Here is an 18,925-nt window from a genome sequence, read left to right as displayed (position 1 = left end):
AACCGGATGTCTGATTAAGACACCGAGGCCGAGCAGGTATGTCGAAACGCGTCGGCGGAGACCCGGCATTCCCGCTGAGACACGCCGGCGGGGCGATATCGGCACAAGTAACAGCAGGTCAGCGGCCCCGCCAACGGATTATCCTGCAGCCTAAGTGCCGCCTATGTGATGTCCAACCTGAGTGTAGCCGTCACGCACGGATGTTCTGGGCGAGCTCCGCTAAACTATCGGCTACCCGGGTGAGTTCATCGATAGACTGCGTGAGTCCCGTGACGCCGTCGGCTTGCTGCTGAATTTCCGCATAAATGTTTTGGATTTTCTCGTCGATGGACCGGATGGCGTGAACCACGCGCTGCGTGGCCTCAACCACAGTTTGATTGGACTCGGCCGTGCGCTGAGAGAGTTTGCGAATCTCCATCGCAATGACCTGGAATCCGCGCCCCGCCTCACCAGCGCGCGCAGATTCAATCCCAGCGTTCAGGCCGAGAATCTTCGTCTCTGCGGATACGTCGGAAATCATCGCGGCCATGGCCCGGATATCGTCGCTCGACCCCTCTATCTCCTTACTCTCCTCGGAAAGTTGCCGTGTCAATTCCGACAATGCTACGGAGTTGTGCTGGATAACTTCACTGGTCGCTCCGAGCTGTTGTACCATCGCGACCATTTTGTCCGACGTAGATTGCAGGATTTCCTTCGTCTTCGTTGGGAAGAAGACACAAAGTGCCCCCACCGTCTCGCCATCTTCTACGAGTGGGACCCCCGTTCCTTGATACGGGATACCACCTGTAAGCGCAGGGTCTCCCACCCTGGATACCACAGCCCCCGTCGCAATCACTTCGCGGGCGATGCTCCCCTCGCGAATTGGCTGACCCGCGTCGAACGAGTGCAGGAAGAAGTCGTCTCCCGCTAAGGCGTGTAGATACTTTTCCCTATCCGTCACCACCATGTGCGCGTACGGAATCACGCCGTGGAAATAAGAAGCCACCGATATTACCGTGTCTAAAGTCATCAAGAGGAACCACTCCACTACCAATTATTACGCTATCATAGAAATAAAGTTCAAAAATGAGAGATAGGACCTACTGTCCATTTATATCACGTTTGTTATGCTTTGACGATGACACATTCGGAAAATTCTCGCTATGTCGCGATATCGCTAGACACATTATGTCGTCGAATGGGGCCCTGGATTTTGCGAACGATGGCGACTGAATTGTAATCACAGTCCCCTCTACGCTCGACTGAACCAGGAATTCAGCGCCCATATCGCGGGCACGCGTCGCCATCATCTCCATCCCATATCGTCTGGCACCAGGCGCCTGTTGACTCACATTCTGCCAATCAAACCCAACCCCATCGTCTTCTATCGTAAACTGCCAGCGCGTAGCATCGCGCTCGTCCGCCTCCAAACGAACGCGCACGTGAGACGCGCGCGCATGTTTCATCACGTTCGTAATCGCCTCCTGGAGAATGCCAAACAACTGAACCTGTTCCGTCGTAAGCAGGGCGGGAAGTGGTGAAGACGCCTCCATCGTCCAGCGAATTCTCGTCGGGGATAGAGTCTGGTCAAGATAAGATCGGACTCTATCTTCAAAGGCACCCCCCACAACCGATTTCTGCTTCAAGTTGAAAATCGCTTGCCGCACGTTTTCGTCCATTTCACGCAGAGACTGTGAAATATCGTCCAGCTCGCTTTGTAATGTCGGATCGGCAGAGGCAGACGTCCGCGATTTCACCGCTTGAATCTGTACCCCGGCGTAGAACAGCGACTGCGCAATATGGTCGTGCAGCGTCCGGGCAAGCCGCTCCCGCTCCTCCATCACCGCGCGGGACTCTCGCTCCTGACTCAGTGCCTGCTCCGTTCGGGCAAACCGTTGAAACAGCGTTCTCGACACAATGGCAATCACCACCGCATCAATCACCGCCGTCACCCAATTCCCCATCTCCATTGGCAAGATGTTCGTTAAGAGCGTGTGACGAACCGTCTCAAACCCGCCGATTACGAGCGCCGGGACGAAAAATAACGCCCATTTTATGTAACGCGGAATCATGGACACCCTCCGTCTTCCATCAAAATAAAACCTTGTAAATCACCCTTCACACATAGGTCATGGATAGACCTACGCCGATGTTACGTTATGATAAGCATAACGCAACGTCGGACAAATGATGATGAGCGAATTATGGCGGTGAAGACATGGGCCCGTACAAAATTTTAATTGCGGATGACAACGCGCGATCCCGCTCGGCCATTCGCCTCCTCCTGAATTCAGAACCGCTGTTTCAAGTCGTAGCGGATGCCAAAAACGGCGAAGAGGCCATTGTATTCGCACGACAGCACGTGCCGGATTTGGTGTTGATGGATATTAACATGCCTGGGATGAATGGATTCGAAGCGACGCGACAAATTAAGCAGATGCTTCCGAATGTGCGCATCGTCATACTCAGTGTCTCCGATGACGCAGCTGACCTTTTTGAGGCCATTCGCAACGGCGCCCAGGGGTATCTCATCAAAAGTCTGCGGCCATCTGATTGGATTACATACTTACATGGCGTCCTCGATGGAGAGACGCCGTTGCCCCGGGAGATGGCTGAGCGGCTGTTGTCGGAATTTAGAACAAATCCGACGATAAAAGGATGCCAAGCGGACAACATCGAAAAATTGACCAACCGCGAGCGCGAAATTCTGGAATTGGTCAGCAGAGGAGCGACCAACCGAGAAATTGCGAACGCCCTGTTCATCGCGGAAAATACCGTGAAAAACCATTTAAAAAACATCATGGCAAAACTGCACATTCAAAATCGAGTCCAATTGGCGACCTACGTACGGGATAAACGGCTGAACAAGGAATCGTGAAGAATCGTTCAGAAACGGATTTTCGCAAAATCCATGCGTTTCAACCGCAGTGCGTTGAGTACGACAGTCACGGAGCTAAATGCCATCGTCGTACCCGCCATGAATGGGCTCAACAGCCCCAGCGCAGCGAACGGTATCGTCAACCCGTTATAGGCGAGCGCCCAAACGAAACTTTGGCGAATGACGCGCATCGTCGCCCTCGATATCCGCACCGCGTGGACAACGCCTTTTAAATCTGCACCAATCAACGCCACGTCTGCGGCCTCCAAAGCGACGTCAGTGCCTGTTCCAACGGCGATTCCGACATCCGCGGCCACCAACGCCGGGGCGTCGTTAATGCCATCGCCTACCATCGTCACAACGTGGCCTTGCTTTTGATAAAACTGAATTGCGCGCAGTTTGTCGTCTGGCTGAAGCCCAGCTAATACATCATCCACGCCGAGATTACGCGCAACTGCACGAGCTGTATCCACACTATCGCCGGTCATCATGATCACTTGCATTCCCAGCCCTTGAAGGTCGGATACGGCCTCCCGCGCAGAAGGTTTAATTGTGTCAGCCACCGCCACGATACCAGCCATCCAACCATCCACAGCTACCCAGACAACGCTCTTCCCCGACGTCTCCCAGTCGCCAACACATGACTGCGTGCCGCGAATCTCTACACCATGCGCCGCCAGCAGCTGGCGATTGCCCACAAGAACCACGTGGCCGTTGACTACTGCCCTAACACCTTGGCCGCTCACCGAGGAAAAATCGGTCGGCCGAACTATTCGAACTTCGCGCTGCGCGTAATCCACCATCACCCGCGCCAGCGGATGCTCCGACAAAGACTCCGCACTGCCAATGAAAAATATCAAATCTTTGTGCGATCTCACCAAAGGGTGCTTCCCCAAGTAGATATCTGTCACACTCGGTTGACCGTGTGTGAGCGTACCCGTTTTGTCCATTAAAACGACCCGGGTCTTGTGGAGTTGCTCTAGTTGCACCCCACCTTTAAAAAACACGCCTTTCTCCGCTGCACGGCCAATGCCAACCATGAGCGCCGCAGGCGTTGCGAGTCCGAGCGGGCAAGGACACGCCGTAAGCAATACCGTCGCCATATTCAGCAAGGCCGTCTCCAACGAAGCGCCAAGGAAGAAGTACCAAATCGCAAACGTCGCAACAGCAAGTACCAGGACAATCGGCACAAAGACACTGCAAATTGCGTCCGCCAGGCGTTGTACAGGCGCTTTTGATCCCTGCGCTTCCTCGACGAGCCGAATAATCTGGCCGAGCGCAGAATCGGCGCCAATGCGCGTCGTCGTGATGGTCAACGCGCCATGTTGATTCAGCGTGCCGCCATACACCACATCCCCAGCAACTTTATGATGTGGCGTCATCTCCCCCGTCAACATCGACTCGTCGACTGTCGATTCGCCACTCATCACACGTCCGTCTACAGGCACCTGTTCGCCAGGACGCACAATCAGTACATCGCCCATCGCGATGGTATCCACTGGTACGTCCGCTTCGGTGCCATCTGTAATTCGATGCGCCCACTGCACCCGCAATTGTGCGAGCTGCCGAATCGTATCCATGGTTTTGGTCTTGGCTTTCGCCTCGAGCAGTTTCCCGAGCAACACCAAGGTGATAATAATAGCACTCGTTTCGAAATAGGTCTCCTTTCCGCCTTGTAAAATCATCCACACGCTGTAAACGTAAGCCGTGGACGTGCCCAGCACGACAAGAACATCCATATTGGCCGTGCCTGCGCGAAGTGCTTTGTAGGCGCCTACATAAAAGGTCCAACCTGCAATGAACTGAATTTGCGTCGCCAGGGCCCACTGCACCACCGGCTGAAAGAAGACCGGTGGTGCGGCAGGAATCCCAAACATCCGCAACATTGATAGAAAAAATGGTATAGATAACAAGAGCGAGAATAAAAACATCTGAAGGGACGCAAAGCGTTCAGCGGCCATCGATGCGTCATTCGATTGACTCGTCGTCGCGCCGTAACCCAACTTTTCAATTCGAGCGATAATGTCACTCAATCCGATATCCTCAGGTGCGAACGTCACAGTTGCGCGTTCCGTGGCAAGGTTTACGTGCGCGTCGATAACCCCTGCTTGCCTTCGCACCACTTTTTCAATCCGGGCGGCACATGCCGCGCAATGCATGCCTGTAATCGAGAGCGTTTCTTTCTGAGGGCTCATGTCGCGACCTCCCAATGGGACATCCCCGGCAATTCTGTGGATTGTCCACCATTCAACACTATTGTATGGGCGGCAAATTATGCCCTATGACACGCACAGCACTTCCTATCAAAAATAGCCCCATCGGGCCAACATAATGGCGATTGACGCCCACGTATATATCCAAGGTAGTACAAGTACCTGCCAATTAGCGGTCGATGTGACCAAGGGAGCCGAGCAGTCATGAATCTGTTACTGACCATAGTAGCGCTATTCGTCACTGTCATTCTCACCGCGAGAATGTGCAGTTTAGCACTTTTATTCCGAAACGAGTTGCCACACAACCTGCAAAAAGTCATGAGTATGAGTATCGGAACCATGTCGGGAATCACAACCGGATCAGTCATCAACGGCCTGATGCACGCAACCAGCTTGATCGCCTTACTCAGCTCGATGGCCATCGGCATGGGCGCTGGTGTCGTGGTCGGGCTACCGATGATGTTCGAGGCCGCAATAGAAGGCCTAGTCGCTGGAATCATGGGCGGAATGATGGGCTCAATGCTGATGTCCGACACCCCCATTTTCACCAGCGGTTGCTTTCTTCTACTCTTCGTGGCAATCGTCTTTCTCATCCATCAACTCATTCACATCCGTGTAAATGCTCATCCGGTCACACCGCCGTCTTCAAAACAAATTCTCCGAGGCATTGTCATCGTCGCCACCGCCACCGTCATCGTCGCCAGCCTTCTGCTCGGCATACCGCACTTGATGCGATGATTCTGCTCGAAATTCGTTTTCCTCATCCACACAAACAATCTAATTAATTACATATAAGTGCGAAAGATCGCGCAAAAGATACAGAACAAACTGATAGAACTTGCCCTAGATTGCACAGTTGCTGAACTCTTGTCACAAAAATAGCTCTTTCGGGCTAGTCCTGTTGGATTGAAACAGTTTACGATTTAGATGTCGATTTCCTGACCATCTGAAAAGTTACTACACAAGGATAAGTAGGTGATTTACATAAACCAATTGAGACAAAAACTAAACGTCGTCGTTCTCGCCATCTGTGGATGCTTTGCAGCATTCTTTTTTATGCCGATGGTCGCCAGCGCACACGCATACGTCGTACAGTCGAGTCCGGCTGTCAGTCAGTCGCTAAGCAAAGCGCCATCGGTCGTCGAAGTACAGTTCGACGAAAACGTCCAACTGGTCCCGGGTGGACTAACGGTGACCGATGTCGACAATCACCGTGTAGATCTGCAAGATGCCAAGCTAGATCCGAAGAACCATCGAGAGATAGAAGTCCATGTACCCGCAAATTTATCAAAGGGACTGTATACCATTCACTGGCAAGTCATCTCAGCGGACGGACACATGGTCCAAGGGACTATCCCGTTCGGTATCGGAATCGACGTCAGTTCGCTGCAAAAAGGCGCGACTGAAACTGGCTATATCCCAGGTGCTGCGATGATTCTCGATAGAACGGCGCAGTATCTCGGCATCTCCATAATCATTGGTCTCTCCGTGTTCCTGCGGTTTTTGTGGCCAACTTCGAAAGAAGAAACACGTCGATTGTCCGCGTCACAAAAATGGGTACTCGGATTTGGCTGGGCGATTCTCACTGTGGGTATGGCACTCAGTTTGCCTTTGCAAACGGCCATTAGTTGGAGTGTCCACGGGTTGACGTCGTTCTCGCCGACTTACATGCTGCGGACGTTGAATTTTACGCTATTCGGCTACTTGTGGATTATCCAGATGCTATTGCTGCTCATCGTGCCAGCCGTTATCGCTATACTTTTAAACCCACACGTGCGTCATCGTTGGTGGTGGTCGTTATCCCCCATCTTCTTGCTACCAATCACCATGGGGCTGATTGGTCACGCTGTGGCGGAAGACAATCCGACCTTACCCGTCATCGCCGTCGTTGTGCACATCTACGCGGCGTCGGTGTGGGTGGGGGGTATCGTCGGATCGATACTGCTCGTACACAGTTGGCTGCGCGATAAGGCAAGCGTCGAACAGAAGGACATCCTCCACGCTATCGGGCGTTTTTCGCTGGTTGCAATCATCAGCATTGCCCTATTGGGGCTCAGTGGCTTCTATGGCGCGCTGATTCACATTCCAACCTGGTATGCCCTATTTCATACGGGCTACGGACAAACGCTGTTGGTCAAACTGGCACTCTTCTTTCTGATGCTGCTATTCGCGTTGATTCACAGGCTGCGGAGGGCTCGTGTCACGTCATCCCTACGCACTTTCATGGTCATGGAATTCATCGCAAGTGTCGCGATCTTTGTCGCGACCTCGCTGTTGACGAATTTGCCGACAGGACAAAATAATCCAGGTCCTATACACAAGACCCAAGTCGTCTCAGGAGACAAAATATCGTTTTCGGTGACGCCAAACCATGTTGGTGAAAACCAATTTACCGTGTCCATCGTCGACAATGAAGGCAAGCCACTCACCAACGCGCAACAGGTGACCCTGGCATTTGGCTCCGCATCTATCCCGCAAGGTGCCGAAACGCTACGTCTCTCACAGACACAGCCTGGCGTATATGCCGGCAAAGGGTTGAGTCTCTCCGGCGGTGGGCGCTGGACCGTTACGGTCGACGTGTTGACCAACACGTTCACCGATATCAAGACGACCTTCCCCATCACGGTCGGTCAATGAAATTGAAGCAAAACACATGGAAATGAACTGGAGGACTAGTGATGAATCGAATCGTTCGTGGATTACTGACCCTGAGTAGCGGACTTGCAACCTTTGCTGTAACAGCCACTGCTTTCGCACATGTTATCGTCTCCCCTGCCCAATCCACCGTCGGTGCCTGGCAGGAATACACGATGCGCGTACCTTGTGAAAAGACGGACGCGACGACAAAAGTGGTGTTGAAACTCCCTAGCGACGTCCAATTCCAGCAGTACGAACCTGTAGCAGGTTGGAGCGTGAAGACGCAAAAATCGGGCCAAACCGAAATTGTCACCTGGCAGGCCACCAGCAGCGCCGGTATTCAACCAGGGCAATTCATGGAATTCCCGTTTATCGCCACGAATCCCAAGCAACCGACAGAAATTGATTGGGATGCCTATCAGTACTATCAGGACGGAACCATCGTGGAATGGACGGGTGCGCCCAATTCCGAGACGCCACACTCCATCACCCAGATAGTAAACAGCAGCGATGCCACACAAACGACATCCAATAGTGAAGCTTCCACCTCGTCCGACGCGAGTGCACAAAGTTCAACACCCGCTGCGTCCGCTGCAACGTACGGACTAGGCTGGACCACCGCTGACACTTGGGTGCTGACGGTCTCCGTTGTGGCTATCTTAATATCCATCTTCGCCATCATCATGTCACTGCGCGGCGGCAGCAAGAAGTAAGCGTTTATGGATGTGAACAGGGGATGTCCCAAAAGTGCTTCGGCACTGCGGGACACCCCTTCGCATGCTAGATTACGGTAGTACATTCCCTGCCGCTCGATAAATTTCGTACCACTCTTCGCGCGTCAGATAAATATCACTGGCCTTGCAGCAATCTTTTAGGCGATTGACGTTGGTCGTACCCGTGATTGGTTGCATCCGTGCCGGATGTCGCAGAAGCCACGCAATGGCGATGGTCGTATTCGTCACCTCATATTTGTCTGCGATTTCGTTAATCTTCTGGTTCAACTCTGGAAATTTATCATTATCCAAGAAGACGCCTTCGAAAAATCCGTATTGGAACGGCGACCAAGGCTGGACTGTGATATCGTGCAACCGGCAATAATCGAGTATGCTACCATCCCTATCAATCGCCGCGTCGTTCTCCATATTGACGTTAATGCCGTTGGAGATCATCGTCGCATTCGTGATGCTCAATTGCAGTTGATTGGCGACAATCGGCTGCTTGACCCACCTTTTGAGCAACTCAATCTGCATCGGTTTCTGATTGGACACGCCGAAGTGACGCACCTTGCCGGCGCGTTCCAGAATGTCGAACGCTTCTGCAACTTCTTCCGGTTCCACAAGAGCATCCGGCCGATGCAGCAGCAAGACGTCGAGGTAATCCGTTTTCAAACGCCGGAGACTGCCATCGACCGCTTCCAGGATATGCTCCTTCGAAAAGTCGAACATCACGCCTGGACGAATACCGCATTTGGACTGGAGGATAATTTTCTCGCGAATATCGTCATTCATGTGGATAGCATCGGCAAATATTTCTTCGCAGGTACCGGTGCCGTAGATGTCGGCGTGATCAAAAAAATTTGCCCCGGCCTCCAGCGCCGTCTGCACAAAACGCTCGGCTTCAGCCTTCTCAAGCGTATTAATCCGCATACACCCAACTGCGACAACTGGAACCTGCAGTGTGCTCGACCCTAATTGAATCGTACGCAAAGCGAATCTCTCCTTTTAACGACCTTTGTACTCCCCTAAATCGTTCGACAATTGCGCCTGTTCATCCTTCTGCGAAGAGACAGTATCCAATCCTTTATCACTACTCTCTTCTAAATCACGCGATACACGTTACAATTCTCCTCTTGCACAGACAAATGGATATGTTATCCTTTAGACGTCAGATGACTAAATGACTAACTGTTTAAGTGCTAAGGTGTCATCACCTCAACACAGCCGTCAAGGAGGTTTCGCAATGTCGCTCCTCCCTGTCCAACAGGCGAAGGCCTACGAGTTGGTAATTGAGCGAATCAAACAAGCCATCATCGATGGGACATTTCCACCCGGTAGTCGCTTGCCGTCCGTGAAATCGCTGTCAGAAACACTCGGTGTCGGCCAGGCGGCGGTACGAGAGGCTGTCAGTGCCCTACGTGCGCTGCGTCTGGTCGAAGTGCGGCAGGGGGATGGCACGTTTGTCACGCCGCTTGACGCCAGTGAAATTGCAGACAGCATTCAACAACTGGAGGTGAGTGCCCAACGCGACGTACATGCCCTCTTAGAACTACGGATTTGGATTGAGACCGGCGCTTCTCAATATGCTGCTCTGCGCCGCACAGAACGGCACCTGGAGGAAATTCGCCAAATTCTCAATCAGATGGAGCGGGATTTAGGCAATGCGGAATTGGGGGAAGAGGCGGATTGGCGATTTCACTACGCCATCGCGAAGGCCTCGCAGAATCTCTACATGCAGACGCTCATGGACAGCATTGCCGAACGAATTCAATCTGCCCTACTGGCCAGTCGCTTGCAACTCTATCGCATTCCTGGTGAAGATAAACGACTCGTCGAACAGCACTATGCAATTTACGAGGCCATCAAAGACCAGGACCAAACGCGTGCCGTGAGCGCTATGCAACAACATTTGCACCATGTGAGCAAACAATTGCAAGGAGGGGATGGACTGTGAAAGTAAGCCTGTTTATCACCTGTCTGGTCGACAATATCTTTCCAAACGTCGGTGTGGCCATGACGCGCATTCTGCAGGCACATGGCTGCGATGTGCACTTCTCCCCGGAGCAGACCTGCTGCGGCCAACCGTCTTTCAACAGCGGCTACTGTGACGTATCGCGAGACGTCGCCGCAACGCTCATCCAGGCCTTGCACGAGGCCGATGTCGTCGTCAGCCCGTCCGGATCTTGCGTCGGCATGATTCGGCACTACTACCCCGAATTGTTCGCCGATAGCCCAAAGTGGCGTGAAATGGCCATTGACGTGGCGAATAAAACCTACGAGTTCTCGCAATTTATGGTCAATGTGCTAAACGTCGACGACGTCGGCGCACGCTTCCCTCACGCGGTGACGTATCATCCGTCCTGTCACGGTTCACGCTTACTCGGCGTCAAAGACGAACCCCTGCGGCTACTGCAGCACGTGCGCGGCCTGCAACTCATCGAATTGCCCTACGCGCGTGACTGTTGTGGATTCGGCGGCACGTTTGCGGTCAAGATGGGCGATATCTCTGGCGCGATGGTGGACGAAAAGGCCCAGCACGTCACGGAGACAGGCGCAGAGGTGCTCGTCGGCACCGACATGGGCTGCCTGATGAACATCGGCGGACGCCTGAGCCGCACAGGGCAGTCGACACGCGTGATGCACTTGGCGGAACTGTTGTACGAAGGCATGCGAAACAGCAAGGAGGTCCTTGTATGACAAACGCAAGCGAACACTCGACCACCGTCCTAAAGCGCGCCGAAATGGCGATGCAAGACGAATTTTTGCGCAAGGCTGTGCGCTTTACCACCGACAGGCTGCGCAACAAAAAGCAAACAGTCACTGCGTCATTCGGCCATTGGGAGGCTTGGCGCGAGCGCGGCGAAGCCATCCGCGCGCACACCATCGCCAATCTCGATTTTTACCTCGGTCAATTTGCCGACAACCTGGAAAAACAGGGCGCCCACGTTCACTTCGCACATGATGCTGCCGAAGCTGTAACCGCTGTCAGGGAAGTGGTTCGCGAGAAGGGCGCCAAACAAATCGTCAAGTCAAAATCGATGGTGTCGGAGGAAATCCACATCAACCAGCACCTCGAAGCAGACGGTGTGCGCGTCATCGAGACAGACCTCGGCGAATACATCATTCAATTGGCGCATGAGGCACCATCCCACATCATCATCCCGGCCATCCACAAAAATCGCGAACAAATCCGCGCCTTGTTCGAAGCAGACGGCGCAAAGAACCTGTCGACAGAGACCAGAGATCTCACTGCGTTTGCCCGCCACAGACTGCGGGAAGCGTTTCTCGCAGCCGACATCGGCATCACCGGTTGCAATTTTGGCATCGCTGAGACGGGGTCGATGGTGCTGTTCACCAACGAAGGCAACGCCGACATGGTGATGAACATCCCGAAGACGCACATCGTTGTCATGGGGATGGAACGCATCCTTCCAACACTATCAGACCTCGAAGTGATGGCACATCTCCTGCCAAAAAGCGCAACTGGTCAAAACGTCATCACCTACATGTCCATGATTACCGGCCCAAGGCGCTCACTCGATCACGACGGCCCCACAGACCTCCACGTCATCATTCTCGACAACGGCCGCTCCCGCCAACTCGGAGACGCCCAGTTCCAAGCCGTGCTCCACTGCATTCGCTGCGGAGCTTGTCTAAACGTCTGCCCGGTATATCGGCAAATCGGCGGTCACGCGTATGGCGCGGTCTACCCAGGGCCCATTGGCGCCGTCCTCTCGCCACTGCTCAACGGTGGCGAACAGTACAGCGACCTCCCCTACGCGTCCAGTCTCTGCGGAGCCTGCTACGAAGCCTGCCCTGTCCGCATACCGCTGCACGATATGCTCGTCCACGAACGCCAGCGGCAAGTGCAAAAGGGTCACGGCAAGCCCTTGGAACAACTGGCGATGAAGGGATATCGGCAAATGTTTGCCAAACCTGGACGCTATCGGCTTGCCGTTCGAATGGCGCGCAGTTTCCAAGGCCCACTAGTGCACAACGGCAAGATTCGTGCGCGCATCGGCCCCTTGGGCGGTTGGACAGCAAGTCGGGATTTTCCTGCACTCGCCAAGCGATCATTTCGCGACCTCTGGCCGCATCTTGAAAACGGAGGCGATGCCGATGAATAAGACGACATTTCTCACCAACATTGCCAGCCGCCTCGGACGCACCACGACACAATCGCCCAATCCTCGTCAAATCGTCGGGGCGCCTGAGTTTTGGATCCATCGACAAAAATCTGAAGCCGAACGCGTTGCACTGTTCCGCGAACAATTCGAAGCCCTTGGCGGGGAATTTGAACAGTTCAGCACAGAATCCGCACTATCCACTCGCCTCGCCGAATTGCTCGACGACTTGGCACCGCAACAGATTGGCGCTTGGGGACCACATGCGGCGTGGCCGGTAAACGTCGAGGATGTTTTGACCTCGTACCATGCCCTGCGCTGGGCGCCTGGCATGACGCCGCACGCGTTCGCGAACGTCCAGGCGAGTGTGACCGGTTGCGCCTATGCTATCGCCGATACCGGGAGCATCGTCATGACCAGTGGACCAGAACAAGGGCGAAGCGTCCACATCATGCCGCTCATCCACATTGTCCTCATGCGCGCACACCAAATTCGCCTGCGCCTCGGCGAAGTCTTCGACGAAGTCAAATCCGGCTTACGCTCGAGTGACGGCCATCACGAGTTGCCCGCGTCAGTGCACTTCGTGAGTGGCCCCAGCCGGTCTTCGGACATTGAAAATGACCAAAGCATCGGCGTTCACGGACCAGCCCGCGTGATTGTGCTACTGCTGGAGTAGCGTGGGGGCGCCCGGGACGACGTTCGTATCTCTCGAGTTGTTGCTTCAATGTCAGCATACTGTGTTCACTTGGCTTACTCTGAACATACAATTGCTTAAATTTATGGAAGAATAACAGGAGCTGAGGAAATGAAGATTCGAGCTGCCGTATTACATGAAATGGAACTTCCGAACCCTTACTCAGAAAGTAAACCTTTAAAAATAGAAACACTGGAATTAGATCCTCCACAGTATGGTGAAGTATTGGTAAAGATTAAAGCTGCGGGACTCTGCCACTCAGATCTCTCGGTCATAAATGGCAACCGCCCCCGCCCAATGCCCATGGCACTTGGCCATGAAGCGGCAGGCGAGGTGGTAGAAGTGGGTGAAGGTGTAACCGATCTCAAGCCGGGAGATCATGTTGTGTGCTCCTTTGTCCCAAGTTGCGGTCATTGTCTCCCATGCCAAGAAGGACGCCCGGCCTTATGTGAACCCGGAGCAGCGGTAAACAACGAAGGTACGCTACTCAGTGGTGAAAGGCGGTTGCACCTCAATGATGAGGTGATTCACCACCATCTGGGTGTTTCAGGGTTTGCAGAGTACGCCGTCATTGCGAGAAATTCTTTAGTTAAGGTCGATCCAGAGGTTCCATTCGATAAGGTTGCGATTTTTGGGTGCGCAGTGATGACGGGGGTTGGAGCTGTCGTCAATACGGCACGCATACAGTACGGAAGCACCGTGGCGGTTGTCGGTTTGGGGGGCGTAGGTCTCAGTGCATTGTTAGGAGCAATTGGGGCTGGCGCCAGCCGAATTATCGCTGTAGACATTCATCCCGGGAAACTACAGTTCGCTAAGGAATTAGGTGCGACAGATACTTTTGACTCCAGAGACTCAGATGTGATTTCACTCGTTCGCTCGGCCACGAATGGTGGCGTAGATTATGCGTTTGAAACGGCGGGTGCAGTACCCGCGATGCAAGTGGCGTATGGTATTACACGTCGAGGCGGGACCACTGTCACGACAGGCCTTCCACACCCGAGCCATCAATTTTCTTTTCCTCAAGTTTCATTAACAGCAGAAGAACGAACCATCAAAGGTTCATATGTTGGCAGTTGCGTTCCAGCCAGAGACATTCCTCGTTTTATCGAACTGTATAAACAGGGACGCTTACCCGTTGAACGTCTGTTAACAGACAAAATTAGTTTGGAACAAATCAATGAAGGGTTCGATCGATTGGCACGCGGTGAAGCTTCAAGAATCGTCGTGACGATATGGTGATGTGATTCCATCCAGCTCTGCAGGCAAACGCATTATGGTTTTAAGACGTCCAGCAGGAATTACGGCAGCCATTACTCCTTGGAATTTCCCGGCTGCAATGATTACACGGAAACTAGGTCCTGCTTTCGCCGCTGATTGTGTTTAATGATGCCAATCTCGATGTAGCCGTTCAAAATACGGCCCTGTGCAAGATGCGTGGTATGGGTGAAACATGCGTGTCAACAAATCGTTGTCTTATTGGCCTCACGACACGCGTGTGCCTAATCATTTAATAAGACATCATTACCGGGGTGACATCACACTCCCCGGCGCCCCCGACAACCCGATGGCCGTGATGGCCTGAGGATTCCCCCAGGCCATCACGGCCATCTGCGCGCAGATTCCACAAACCTCAGGAATAAAAGCCGGGTTCCGGAATCTGTCCGGTGAGAAACCAATTCCCCACATTGCGCATCTTAAACTCCGCAGGGTTGTGGAGTGTGTGCGTACGCACGTTCCGCCAAAATCGGTCAAATCCGAAGCGAGCACTGGTCGACCGTGCCCCCATCACTTCAAAGATACGCGACGTGATATCCAACGCCACGTTCCCCGCGTGCACATTCGCGGCAGCCACGAGCACCGCGCATTCGCCGCGCGCTTGCGCTGTCAATGCGCTACCTTTTTCCCAAGTTTCATCCAAGTGTGCGGCCGCCTTCTCGACAAAGCTCAGTGCCGACTGATACGCTGCCCACATTTCACCATATCGACGCAATGTGGACGGTTCTTCTGTGGCATGTGAGACGCCGGATCGATACCAGGCCCTGGAATAGGTCGACGTATATTCCTTGGCCGCCTCCAAGGCGCCCCTGGCACTGCCCACAAACACACTAGCGAGAATGCTCTGGGACAAAATTGGAGTCAGCGTCGCAAACACATTGTCCACCTCATAAGGGCGAACGAGGATTTCCGAATCGTACAGTCTGACGTCGTGGTAGGACACCGTCCCACTTCCAGTCTGCCGTTGTCCGATGCAGTCCCAATCATCGTGCACCTGGACACCTGGACGATTGATGGGAACCATCCCTTTATAAAGCTCCCCAGTCTCCTTGTCATTCCACGACAGTAGAAGGATATCTGAATCTGGCGACCCAGAACTAAACGACTTCTGCCCATTCACGATGACACCATCGTCCGTTCGTTCGCCAATCGTACGGTCGTCGAGGGGATTGACCGAGTTTCCCCAGAAGTAATGATGCTTGGCTGTTTCTTCATAATAATGCCGTTTTTGATCCGGTGTTCCTGCTAGATGTACCGCCGACAGGCTCAAAAAGTGATACCCATAGAGGTGCCCCAAGGCTGCATCCGTGCGGGCAAATTCCCGAATCACGCGCAATACCGCTGACCACGGCATCCCATCCCCGCCATATTCGGTAGGAATCAGCAGTTTTAATAATCCACTTTCGCGAATCCAATCGCGCTGTTGCTTCGGCGTTCCACCTTGTTTGTCGCGCTCTACCGCATCCGTCTGAAACCGTTCTGCGAGCGCAATGGCTGTCTGAAGATAACCCGCTTCCTGACTGACCGATGATGTACCCACAAAATCTCCTCCCAGGTGTTTCATCCTATCTACCAAAGCAAAATCGTCACGGCATAAACGACCCCTACCCACAAAAAAGGTACAATGGTATAGCCCATGATTTGACGGACATTGAGGCGAGCCAGCGTTAAAATGGGCACCAGCCAAAACGGCTGTACAAGGTCGTTCCACGAACAGCCCATCTGTACCGCCATACTCGTTTTCGCCAAGTTCGCACCTAGTTGTTTCGCCGCCTGAATCATGAAAGGTCCCTGAATGGCCCAATGCCCCCCGGAGGACGGAGCAAAAAAGTTAATCAAAAATGAGCTTAAGAACCCATAGAACGGAAGTGTGTGTACAGTAGAGATACCAACCATCCATTTCGAAATCGCAACGGCAAGCCCAGAACGCTTCATCATCCCCATAATCCCAGCGTAAAACGGAAACTGCAGCACAATGCCACCAATGCTTTTCACTCCGTTCCCGACTGCGCGAACATACGCGGTCGGCGTGCCGTGAAACAGGAGTCCCAAAAACAAGAAGATAGCGTTCAACGTGTTGATGTCGAGCGAACCACCAGAATAAAAGTGATAGACGAGATAACTTCCGCCCATGAGCGCTATCAGCACGTTCAAAAGCCACATTCTCTCTAACTTTTGTGCAGGTGTACGCGACGTTTCCGACGTGTCTGGATGATTGGTTTGCCATGTCTCGGGATTCACATCGATCACATGTGAAGGATGCGGGTGAATCCACATATTGAGTATGGGTAAAGTCACTAACAAAATCACGACATCTACCAGCACCGCCGGTAAGAAAATTGTATGTTTGAGCGAAATCAAGCCACCAATGGATGTTGCAAACGGATTTCCCGCGGTGGCAATCGTAATGGGAATCGTCGCCGAAATACCGAGTCCATAAATCACCCAACCGGAGTAGGCACTAGCAATCAACAGTGGATAGTGGATTCCGCGGATTCGTTTAGCCAATTGCTGCGCCATCAACGTACCGGCTATCAAGCCAAATCCCCAACTGATATACGAAGCGACGCCAGCGACAACCGTCGTGCAAACAATGGCCCCGCGAGGACCGTGAAACTTCGTGGCTACCCAGTCTAAAGACTTGGCCACAGGTCGGGAAACAGCTAAAGCGTAGCCTGTCACCACCACTAGAGCCACCTGCATGGAAAACTCCAAGAAATCCCAGAAGCCCGTCGACCAGTCGCCAATCATGGTCGGCAAACCCTGATGAACCACGGTCACGCCAAGTACCAACATGAGGAATGTGAGGAGTATCACGAGCACAAACGGATCCGGCAGATACCTTCCCATCAACGCCGCGAAGAATTCGGTGATTCTCTGCAATACGTTGACCCTGACTGAGATTGGCTCATCGGCATGCAATAAGATGGGCTCCTTGTCCACACAAACACTCCCCTCCCGTATCAAACCGCTCGCATGATTCCAACGTCAAACACCAAGGTGTGACGCCCCCGCTTGTATTTTCCTGCGATATTGCCGACCTGGATGACTGTCTGGCAAATGGCGTCGGCCATCATACAAATTGCCGCGCAGCGTGTCTGCGACGTATTCTGTTTGCACCAGTCCCCTGCGTTGCAGCGTTGGCACGACGAGATTGACGAAATCCACAAATGTGCCAGGGGTCACTGCATAGGCAATGTTAAAGCCATCCACATCCGCCTCATTTACCCAAGCTTCCATCGTATCCGCAACCTTATCTGGCGTGCCTACGAATACAGGCCCTCTACCGCCAATTCCGATAAACTTGGCAACGTCATCAACCGTCCACTGCTTATCGGGATCCATCGTTGTAAAGGCCTCAATCGCCGAGTGAATGGCCTCATTCTGCACATACTTCAACGGTTCCTCAGGCCCATACTGAGACAAATCAATCCCACTCCAACCACCATACAAGGCCAATGCGCCACTCGTACTCGCATGGCTGAGGTAGTCCAGATACTTTTCCTCCGCCTCCGCCTGTGTTCGACCAACTATCGGCGTAAACATCGAAAAGATGCGGATTTCATTTGGTTCTCGACCAATTCCCGCCGCCTCTTCGCGCAATGCCCGAACATAAGTCTTGGCAATCGCAACGGTGGGCGCAATGATAAACACGCACTCCGCATGCCTTGCTGCAAACGCGCGTCCACGGGTCGATGAGCCCGCCTGATACAACACGGGCGTCCGCTGCAGAGAAGGTTCACACAGATGAATGCCCGGTACAGTGAAATACGTGCCGCGGTGGCCGATGTCATGCACTTTACTTGGGTCTGCGTATAACTTTTGCAGCTTATCGAAAACGACCGCGTCGTCCTCCCAACTAGCCTCCCAAAGCTTGTAACAGACCTCCAAATACTCCTCGGCGATGTCGTAGCGCTCGTCGTGGCTGACCTGCTTGGCGAGCCCCATGTTCCGCGCTGCACTATCTAAATAAGACGTGACAATATTCCATCCGACCCGCCCTTTTGTAAGGTGATCTAATGTCGACATGCGACGCGCGAATACATACGGCGGTTCGTAACTCACCGACGAGGTGACGCCAAATCCTAAATGTTTCGTCACTTGAGCCATGACAGGGACGACCAGCATCGGATCATTCACGGGAATCTGCGCCGCATTGCGAACGGAAGCATCACGCGACCCTTCATACACGTCGTAGACCCCCAACACGTCCGCTAAAAACACGGCGTCGAACCGCCCGCGTTCCAACGTTCGAGCCAAATCTGCCCAATACTCGATATCCGTGTAGCGATGGCTTTCATCTTCAGGGTGCGTCCACAGGCCTGGAGACTGATGTCCCACACAATTCATCACAAATGCATTGAGGTAAATCCGTCCATGCTTCATGTCCACGTCCGCTCCTTGTAATC

17 protein-coding genes and 1 pseudogene are annotated in these 18,925 nt (G+C 53.2%); 11 read left to right on the top strand and 7 right to left on the bottom strand.

Features of this window, described 5'->3' with window-relative positions; genetic code table 11:
• Positions 1-190: 190 nt before the first annotated feature.
• Both J3482_RS10070 and J3482_RS10065 read right to left on the bottom strand, forming a co-directional pair.
• Complete coding sequence (locus J3482_RS10070; RefSeq protein ID WP_236018117.1) at positions 191-1,009, bottom strand: methyl-accepting chemotaxis protein; 819 nt, start codon at positions 1,007-1,009, stop codon at positions 191-193.
• A 70-nt stretch (positions 1,010-1,079) separates the two neighbouring features.
• Positions 1,080-2,051 carry a sensor histidine kinase gene (locus J3482_RS10065; RefSeq protein ID WP_206922359.1) on the bottom strand — a complete coding sequence of 324 codons (972 nt, stop codon included), beginning with the start codon at positions 2,049-2,051 and terminating at the stop codon, positions 1,080-1,082.
• 146 nt (positions 2,052-2,197) lie between these two features.
• Here J3482_RS10065 and J3482_RS10060 point away from each other — a divergent pair, with 146 nt between their 5' ends.
• Positions 2,198-2,857: a response regulator gene (locus tag J3482_RS10060; protein ID WP_146823790.1), complete on the top strand. Its 660-nt coding sequence runs from the start codon at positions 2,198-2,200 to the stop codon at positions 2,855-2,857.
• Between the two features lie 8 nt (positions 2,858-2,865).
• Here J3482_RS10060 and J3482_RS10055 read toward each other — a convergent pair whose 3' ends face one another.
• Positions 2,866-5,052, bottom strand: a complete 2,187-nt coding sequence (locus J3482_RS10055) for a heavy metal translocating P-type ATPase (RefSeq protein ID WP_206922358.1) — start codon at positions 5,050-5,052, stop codon at positions 2,866-2,868.
• A 222-nt stretch (positions 5,053-5,274) separates the two neighbouring features.
• Here J3482_RS10055 and J3482_RS10050 point away from each other — a divergent pair, with 222 nt between their 5' ends.
• The 3 genes from J3482_RS10050 to J3482_RS10040 all read left to right on the top strand — a co-directional run bounded on the left by J3482_RS10050 (position 5,275) and on the right by J3482_RS10040 (position 8,420).
• Entirely contained in the window at positions 5,275-5,808 is a 534-nt protein-coding gene (locus J3482_RS10050; RefSeq protein ID WP_146823788.1) for a hypothetical protein, read from the top strand.
• Between the two features lie 237 nt (positions 5,809-6,045).
• Positions 6,046-7,707, top strand: a complete 1,662-nt coding sequence (locus tag J3482_RS10045; RefSeq protein WP_206922357.1) for a copper resistance CopC/CopD family protein — start codon at positions 6,046-6,048, stop codon at positions 7,705-7,707.
• A gap of 41 nt (positions 7,708-7,748) precedes the next feature.
• Positions 7,749-8,420, top strand: coding sequence for a YcnI family copper-binding membrane protein (locus tag J3482_RS10040; protein ID WP_146823786.1), 672 nt, complete (start codon positions 7,749-7,751; stop codon positions 8,418-8,420).
• 72 nt (positions 8,421-8,492) lie between these two features.
• On the opposite strand, the gene J3482_RS10035 is transcribed toward J3482_RS10040, so the two are convergent.
• Entirely contained in the window at positions 8,493-9,413 is a 921-nt protein-coding gene (locus J3482_RS10035; RefSeq protein ID WP_146823785.1) for an aldo/keto reductase, read from the bottom strand.
• A 253-nt stretch (positions 9,414-9,666) separates the two neighbouring features.
• On the opposite strand from J3482_RS10035, the gene J3482_RS10030 reads away from it, so the two are divergent.
• From J3482_RS10030 to J3482_RS21810, 7 genes and pseudogenes are all read left to right on the top strand, one after another.
• Positions 9,667-10,377: a FadR/GntR family transcriptional regulator gene (locus tag J3482_RS10030; RefSeq protein ID WP_188332299.1), complete on the top strand. Its 711-nt coding sequence runs from the start codon at positions 9,667-9,669 to the stop codon at positions 10,375-10,377.
• The gene (locus J3482_RS10025; protein ID WP_146823783.1) at positions 10,374-11,120 is read left to right on the top strand and encodes a (Fe-S)-binding protein; all 747 of its coding nucleotides are present in this window, start codon (positions 10,374-10,376) and stop codon (positions 11,118-11,120) included. The genes J3482_RS10030 and J3482_RS10025 overlap by 4 nt, the downstream gene beginning before the upstream one ends.
• Positions 11,117-12,550, top strand: coding sequence for a LutB/LldF family L-lactate oxidation iron-sulfur protein (locus J3482_RS10020; protein WP_206922356.1), 1,434 nt, complete (start codon positions 11,117-11,119; stop codon positions 12,548-12,550). Before J3482_RS10025 ends, J3482_RS10020 begins: the two co-directional genes overlap by 4 nt.
• A complete protein-coding gene (locus J3482_RS10015; RefSeq protein WP_206922355.1) occupies positions 12,543-13,223 on the top strand; it encodes a LutC/YkgG family protein in 681 nt (226 codons plus the stop codon). Before J3482_RS10020 ends, J3482_RS10015 begins: the two co-directional genes overlap by 8 nt.
• A gap of 129 nt (positions 13,224-13,352) precedes the next feature.
• Entirely contained in the window at positions 13,353-14,480 is a 1,128-nt protein-coding gene (locus tag J3482_RS10010) for a zinc-dependent alcohol dehydrogenase family protein (protein ID WP_206922354.1), read from the top strand.
• Positions 14,473-14,619, top strand: a pseudogene (locus J3482_RS10005) (aldehyde dehydrogenase family protein); the annotation flags it as partial. The gene J3482_RS10010 and the pseudogene J3482_RS10005, both read left to right, overlap by 8 nt.
• A complete protein-coding gene (locus J3482_RS21810) occupies positions 14,618-14,752 on the top strand; it encodes a hypothetical protein (protein ID WP_188332298.1) in 135 nt (44 codons plus the stop codon). The pseudogene J3482_RS10005 and the gene J3482_RS21810, both read left to right, overlap by 2 nt.
• A gap of 119 nt (positions 14,753-14,871) precedes the next feature.
• Here the strand turns inward: J3482_RS21810 and J3482_RS09995 are convergent, their stop codons facing one another.
• From J3482_RS09995 to J3482_RS09985, 3 genes are read right to left on the bottom strand one after another with little or no spacing between them, the layout of a single operon-like run.
• Complete coding sequence (locus tag J3482_RS09995) at positions 14,872-16,056, bottom strand: acyl-CoA dehydrogenase family protein (protein ID WP_328702683.1); 1,185 nt, start codon at positions 16,054-16,056, stop codon at positions 14,872-14,874.
• A gap of 29 nt (positions 16,057-16,085) precedes the next feature.
• Positions 16,086-17,459: a short-chain fatty acid transporter gene (locus tag J3482_RS09990; RefSeq protein WP_206922351.1), complete on the bottom strand. Its 1,374-nt coding sequence runs from the start codon at positions 17,457-17,459 to the stop codon at positions 16,086-16,088.
• A gap of 45 nt (positions 17,460-17,504) precedes the next feature.
• Positions 17,505-18,902, bottom strand: coding sequence for an LLM class flavin-dependent oxidoreductase (locus J3482_RS09985; protein ID WP_206922350.1), 1,398 nt, complete (start codon positions 18,900-18,902; stop codon positions 17,505-17,507).
• Positions 18,903-18,925 lie beyond the last annotated feature (23 nt).

Source organism: Alicyclobacillus suci (genome assembly GCF_017329615.1).
GTDB classification, from domain to species: Bacteria; Bacillota; Bacilli; order Alicyclobacillales; family Alicyclobacillaceae; genus Alicyclobacillus; species Alicyclobacillus suci.
The sequence above is the reverse complement of the archived record's forward strand: the minus strand, read 5'-3'. Positions and strand labels throughout refer to the sequence as shown.